Here is a 6,155-nt window from a genome sequence, read left to right on the forward strand (position 1 = left end):
CGCAAGAACGAGATGCTCGCCCAGCTCAGCGCAGGGTTCGGCGTCTCCGAAGCGACGGCCTGGCGGTACGTGGACGAGACGGTCGATGTCCTCGCCGCCTGGGCGCCCGGTCTGCGCGAGGCCCTGACCGGCCGCGGCGAGGACGGCTTCGTGATCCTGGACGGCACTCTGATCCCCACCGACCGGGTCGCCGCGGACGAGCCGTACTACTCCCAGAAGCATAGGAAGCACGGTATGAACGTGCAGGTCGTTGCTGCACCCGACGGCACACCCCTGTGGTTCTCGCGGGCCTTGCCCGGACGCACTCACGACCTGACCGCCGCCCGTGCTCACGGCGTGATCGAGAACTGCCACACGCGACAGATCCTCGTCCTGGCCGACCGCGCCTACCAGGGCGCCGGCGCCACTGTCCGCACTCCCTACTACCGCCACCACGAACTGCCCGAGCACTACCAGCAGTACAACCGGGACCACGCCCGACTCCGCGCCCCTGGCGAACGCGCCTTCGCACAGCTGAAAACCTGGCGCCTCCTTCGTCGAGCCCGATGTTCGACTAACCGCATCGGACGCATCGTCGCCGCCGTCCACGCCCTCCTGATCTGCGGATACGGAGGATGAAAGAGGTTCAGTTAGGATGTTCAGGAATTTGGCGGTCATGAGGAAACTCCGTTCGCCGATAACCGCTGGGTGAGGATCGGGGCTTCCAGAGCTAGCCCGACACGTGAGCCGTCGGTTGGGTTCTGCGTGGCGCGTTGACGGGGAGGCGCCCACCACGACGCCAGATGAGGCGTGAAGACGGCTTTGATTTTCTCGTCCGGATGCAAGCAGCCCTTGCTGTCCAGCTCTGAGGTCCATACCCGGACTTTCGATCTGGGGTAAACGGGATTCACCCCTATCTCCCCCTTGGGGAGGATTCCGTTGAAGGGGGTAGGTATTCCCTCGCTATTCCAGTAGTTCCACACCTCAAGCGCCTTGGCTTTCTCGAAGCAGTGGTAGAGCTGCTGGTAGCGAGGCAGGTACCGCATCTCGCGGAAGATCATCTGACCGATCAGCCCAGGCGCCACCTTACGGAGCGTTCTGAGATCAGCGCCCCAGAAGGTGACCGCCCCCGCGTCCTGGGACGGGTGCAGCGCGGTCCTGGCGAACAGGTGGGACAGTCGTCGCCGGACGTATTCGGTGACTCCCGAGCTCAGAGCCGGTTCCATGCCTTCGATGAGCTGGACGAGCCGGTCATTGCGCGGTGCAAAGCGGGCCAGGTCGAACAACTGGCCCATGCCGTCCACTGCCGCGAAGGCGAGTCGCTTGCAGAGCCAGTTGTTCAGCTCTCCCTCTTGGGCGTAGCTCTTGGTCTCCGAAGTGGCGGAGTGGAGCATCAGGTACTCGGACAGCACCTCGAAGTACAGGTACCCGAGGAACGGTACGTAGGCCACGGCGTCGGACAGGCGGTCGATGAACTCGGGTGCCGGAGTGGCATGGTCGGCGGCGTTGCGCAGGGCAACGTCGAGGAACGCGGCCGCACCGCGCAGCCCGGTCAGCACGGCGCGGTCGAGCTGGTCGTTCTCGGCCGGAGTGAGAAAGTTCTGGTAGCGGTCGAAGATACGCAGGTGGATTGCACCGAGATGCAGGTAGTCGATGCCCTTGGGTGGGATCGGGGCGTCCGGGGTGACCTCGAAGACCATGGGCGTGGTGCTGGGCTTCGTCTGCATAAGGTAGGCGCCAAGGTTGTGCGGGCGCAGCCCTCCGCGCTGACGAGCGAGAGGCGAGCAGTACAGGGCCCCGACCAGGCATCCGGTGGAGACGTGCACCTCTCCGCTGGCGCGGATGGCGTCGATGTCCTTGGTGGTGTGCAGCAGGTACATCGGGTTTCCGCTGACGAGCGCTTCGGTCATGGCGTTGTGCCGAATCAGCCAGCCATTCGGGGTTGAGTATTCCAGGTGACGACGCCAGTCACTCTCACTTTCGGTCAGCGAGGCAGGAATTCGGCGCCGCGCTGGCATTGTGTAGTCGGTGTGGGCGTGCTCCCATTCGTCGCGCAAGACAACTCCCGGGCATAGGGGATTGTGGAGAGGTCGGAGATTTCGAAAGGCTAAAGCGTCTCGACGCTCGGACCGGAAAGACGGTTTCGGCAGTCGAGAACATAGGTTGCGCATTTGCCGATCATTGGGAGGTCGAATTGTGGGTGGTCCATGAGAAGAACCACTGCATCAGCGGCGGCTACCTCGTCCGGGTTCGCATCGACCCGGGGCACGTGCAGCTCGATGGCGTCACCGTCCGGGAGGTTGGGCTCGGCGCCACGGACCTCGGCGCCGAGGTCGAGCAGAAGTTCAGCGACGCGCGCCGAAGGGGAATTGCGAAGGTCGGTGGCGTTGTACTTATAGGTCAGGCCGAGCAGCAGAATCCGAGATCCCCTGACGGGCATGCCGCGCTTGTCGAGCGCTTCCACGAGACGCCGGACGACGTAGTCAGGCATACGCCGGTTCACGTCGGCGGCGAGTTCTGCGAACCGGAACGGGACGCCGAGCTCCTGCTGAGCCTTCCACGAAAGGAACATCGGGTCGACGGGCAGACAGTGCCCGCCGACGCCCGGCCCCGGGGTGAACCGCGTGAATCCGAACGGCTTGGTCGCGGCGGCGTCGATCGCCTCCCAGATGTTCACGCCGAGGGAAGCGGCCAGCATCGCCATCTCGTTGATCAAGGAGATGTTGACGAACCGGAAGGTGTTCTCCAGCAGCTTGGCAAGCTCGGCGACCTTCGTCCCGGACACCGGAACCGTGGTCTGGAAGATCCCGTCGTAGAAGCCCTTGATCACGTCGAGTGATTTGGCGTCGATTCCGGATACCAACTTCGGCGTATCGAACGACCAGCGCTTGTTTCCGATCCGCTCGGGACTGAATCCGGCCAGGAAGTCCACTCGAGCTTTGAGGCCCGACACCTCTTCAAGGATCGGCAGCAGCAGTTGGTCGGTGGTTCCCGGATAGCTCGTGGACTCCAGGACCACCGTCGCACCGGGTCGAAGGTGCTCGCCCAGTGTCCGGGCGCAGGACTCGATGTAGGTCAGGTCGGGCACTCCGTCCCGAAGCGGGGTCGGTACGGTAATCACCGCGATGTCGAAGCTGGCCAGCGCGGCAGTGTCGGCGGTCGCGGTGTAGGCCCCGGAGTCCAGTACAGCGCGCAGCCGCGAGGAGTCCACGTCCCTCACGTAGGACTGGCCGGCGGCAAGCTGCTGGACCCGGTGTAGGTCCACGTCGTAACCGACGACACAGTGGCCCACCTCGGCGGCGCGTACGGCCAGGGGAAGCCCTACATAGCCCTGACCAGCGATGACTATCTGCATGGCAGCTCCTACTCCATTGCGGTGCTTGAATGGACCGTCGTTCCTGATCTGGCAAGGAGAAGCACTGTGCCCTTGGTGTCGGTCGTGATGCCCGTTTACAACTCGGCAGCCACCCTCGGCGCAGCCGTCCGGTCGGTGCTCACGCAGACCCACAGCGACCTGGAGCTGCTGGTCACCGACGACCAGTCCTCCGACGGCTCCATGGACCTGCTCATGGAGTTCGCTCGGCAGGACAAGCGCGTCCTACCGGAATCGGCACCCGAGCGGGGCGGCGCCGGCCGGGCACGCAACCTCGCAATCGAGAGGGCCCGAGGGGACTACGTCGCATTCCTTGACTCCGATGACATGTGGCTTCCGGAGAAGACCGAGAAGCAGCTCGCCTTCGCTGCGGAAGGTGATGCGCCGCTGACGTTCACCTCGTACTTCAAGATGAACGCCGACTACGACGGCGAGAGCACCGACTGGGTCCCGAACGGGCGGGTAGTCCGTGCGCGGGAGCACGTGAACTACCGCGCGATGCTGCGCCGGGACTACATCGGCGCCTTGACAGCCATGTACGACCGCAACGTCCTGGGCACGAGGCTCATGCCGGAGATGCGCAAGCGCCAGGACTACGCCCTGTGGCTGTCGATCATGCGGGACGGTGCTGACGCCCGGGGCCTGGCTGAGCCGCTGGCGGTGTACCGGGCCCACCAGGCGGGATCGCTGTCCTCCAACAAGCTGTCGCTCGTGCAATACAACTGGGCCCTGTACCGCGAGCACGAGCAGCTGTCGGTCGCGCGGTCAACGCAGGCACTGGCCGGCGCTGTGTGGCAGTCGCTGCGCAACTCGCGCATCTAAGTACGTGCACGCGCCCCGGGAACCCGGTGCGCGACTCTTTCCGGGAGTACCCGACCGGGCCCCGCCTCGTGGCCGTGCCGCGTGCGCGGGGACTGGCCCCGGGGTCTCGGTAGGTCACCGGTGCCGTCGACCGGCTACGAAGCCGAGCCGCCGCCAGCTGGCGCGCGCAGGAACAACTGCAGGAGCAGCCGCCTGGCGGCGACCGGGACGGTCTCCTGACCGCTGTGGAGAGCCTCCCGACCGTGCAAGAAGCAGCGCTGGTTCACGATGAGGTAGTCCCCGCGCTGGAGCATGAACAAGACCTGGCCCCGCACCAGTTCCTCGGCGAGTTCCCTGGCGGCGTCGGCGTGCGCCCGGCCAAGCCGGGACCGCTCCAGCATCTTGGCGGTGAACCGGACGAACCCTTCGCCCGGGGCGGAGCAGTCCAGGATCGGGAACGGCTTGTACTCCTCGCCCACGCCGAACAGGTCGAAGAAGGTCCCGTAGTGGTAGGCCGACTCGGCCAGCAGGGCGCGGCTGTTCTCCGACAGCCGCGCCACCGCCGCATGGGCGTCGGAGAGGATGCTGGGGCCGCCGCCGAGCGGGTCACGGCGGACGCACAGGAGCGTGGTGTAGTCCGGGGGCAAGGTTCCGTTCACCAGGTCCATGTGGAAGGCGTTGTACCCAATGCCGCTGGACTTGCCGGGGTCCTTGTCGACCTTGACCCCGATGTCTTTCCAGAGGGGCCACCGTGGGAAGGGCGAGAAGGGGACGGCTACCTCGGCAGCGAAAGCCGTCGCCAGCCGCAGGAACCGGTCGTCGTTGGTTCCCAGCGCCTTGGCGAGGTTTCCAAGGCGCAGCACGGCGTATCCGCCGCCCTCTGCGGTCAGCGCGTTGCGTAGCGTCGCGGCGGTCTCCTCGAACCGTGGGGTGGCCGTCAGTTCGGTCCGGTACTCGGCAATGGTGGATTGCGCTAGGAACGAACCGTCCAGCTCCCAGGGCGGGAGAAGGCGGTCGATCAGAACGGCTTTGAGTTCGCCAGGGATGTCTATAAACACGCGCAGCTTCCTTCTCTCTTGGCACTCTCGGGTGTCGTTCGGGTGCTGCTGTCGTCCGGACGTCGAGGGTGGTTGACAGCGCAGTGGGTCTCGTCGGGCCGTGGGCCTCGGGATTGCGCCCTTCGCCGGGGTCACTGGCGAGGTATGCGCCGGCGCTCCGGCGTCGGTTCGTTTGATCGTGCTCGTCGGCGCCACCCGGCTAGCACGCAGTCTTAGGTGGCGATGCCAAGCAGTGCAGCGAGCGCGGCGTGCGGTGTCGGCTCGGGCCGCAGCTGCGCCAGGGCCTCGCGGAGCGGCCCGGGCGGGACGAGCCGGTCGCTGGCGGACGGCCGCAACCAGTACAGGCCTGGGGGAACAGTCCTGTTCAGGGACGGCAGCGTGATCGTGTGGGGCGAGCCCAGGCATACGGCGTGTGAATGCGGCTCCCACCGTTCGGAGGAGCCTGGTGGGACGAGCCAGTACAACCAGCCGCTGGCGGGGTCCGCGATGACGGGCCCGCATCCGCCCTGAAGCTCGTCCATGAGGGCAACGGCGCCGCGCGCCTGAAGACCGGAGCTGGTGATGACGACATCGAAAAGACTGCCGCCCAGGCGGACGCGGGTGTCGCGCCGTGCCTCTACCGCCAGGAGGATGCGGATCATCTCGGCCAGGTCGGCCATGTCGGCGGCTGGAGCGTGTGGAGAGTCTGCGGACTGGACCAGGTGCTGCATAATCTCGGCGGCGGTCGGCGTTGCTTTAGCCGCGGCGCTCACCAGTCCACCGGCCCGGGTCGCAGAACAGCGCGAACGGTCTTGCCGTCGAACGTAGCGCCCACGAACCAGGTAAGGGCCACGCCGTGTTGCGCAATCTCCCTGAGGTTCCCCCGTCATGCGGGAGGTGCTGATCAGCTGGTCAGCAGGGGTTGATGGGTGTTCAGATTCGTTGGTTCGGCTGTCGCCTGCTCG

General features: G+C 66.0%; 6 protein-coding genes. 2 read left to right on the plus strand and 4 right to left on the minus strand.

Annotated elements, in window-relative coordinates:
• A partial coding sequence (locus ACFYW5_RS37500; protein WP_389421624.1) for a transposase family protein occupies nucleotides 1–618 on the plus strand: 618 nt, incomplete at its 5' end.
• 35 nt (nucleotides 619–653) lie between these two features.
• On the opposite strand, the gene ACFYW5_RS37505 is transcribed toward ACFYW5_RS37500, so the two are convergent.
• Both ACFYW5_RS37505 and ACFYW5_RS37510 read right to left on the minus strand, forming a co-directional pair.
• Complete coding sequence (locus ACFYW5_RS37505; RefSeq protein ID WP_389421625.1) at nucleotides 654–2,036, minus strand: hypothetical protein; 1,383 nt, start codon at nucleotides 2,034–2,036, stop codon at nucleotides 654–656.
• A gap of 50 nt (nucleotides 2,037–2,086) precedes the next feature.
• Entirely contained in the window at nucleotides 2,087–3,334 is a 1,248-nt protein-coding gene (locus tag ACFYW5_RS37510) for a nucleotide sugar dehydrogenase (RefSeq protein ID WP_389421626.1), read from the minus strand.
• 66 nt (nucleotides 3,335–3,400) lie between these two features.
• On the opposite strand from ACFYW5_RS37510, the gene ACFYW5_RS37515 reads away from it, so the two are divergent.
• The gene (locus ACFYW5_RS37515; RefSeq protein WP_389421627.1) at nucleotides 3,401–4,174 is read left to right on the plus strand and encodes a glycosyltransferase family 2 protein; all 774 of its coding nucleotides are present in this window, start codon (nucleotides 3,401–3,403) and stop codon (nucleotides 4,172–4,174) included.
• A gap of 134 nt (nucleotides 4,175–4,308) precedes the next feature.
• Here ACFYW5_RS37515 and ACFYW5_RS37520 read toward each other — a convergent pair whose 3' ends face one another.
• The gene (locus ACFYW5_RS37520) at nucleotides 4,309–5,211 is read right to left on the minus strand and encodes a TauD/TfdA family dioxygenase (protein WP_389421628.1); all 903 of its coding nucleotides are present in this window, start codon (nucleotides 5,209–5,211) and stop codon (nucleotides 4,309–4,311) included.
• A gap of 212 nt (nucleotides 5,212–5,423) precedes the next feature.
• Nucleotides 5,424–5,870, minus strand: a complete 447-nt coding sequence (locus ACFYW5_RS37525; RefSeq protein ID WP_389421629.1) for a hypothetical protein — start codon at nucleotides 5,868–5,870, stop codon at nucleotides 5,424–5,426.
• Nucleotides 5,871–6,155 lie beyond the last annotated feature (285 nt).

Source organism: Streptomyces sp. NPDC002779 (genome assembly GCF_042888685.1).
Classification (GTDB): domain Bacteria; phylum Actinomycetota; class Actinomycetes; order Streptomycetales; family Streptomycetaceae; genus Streptomyces.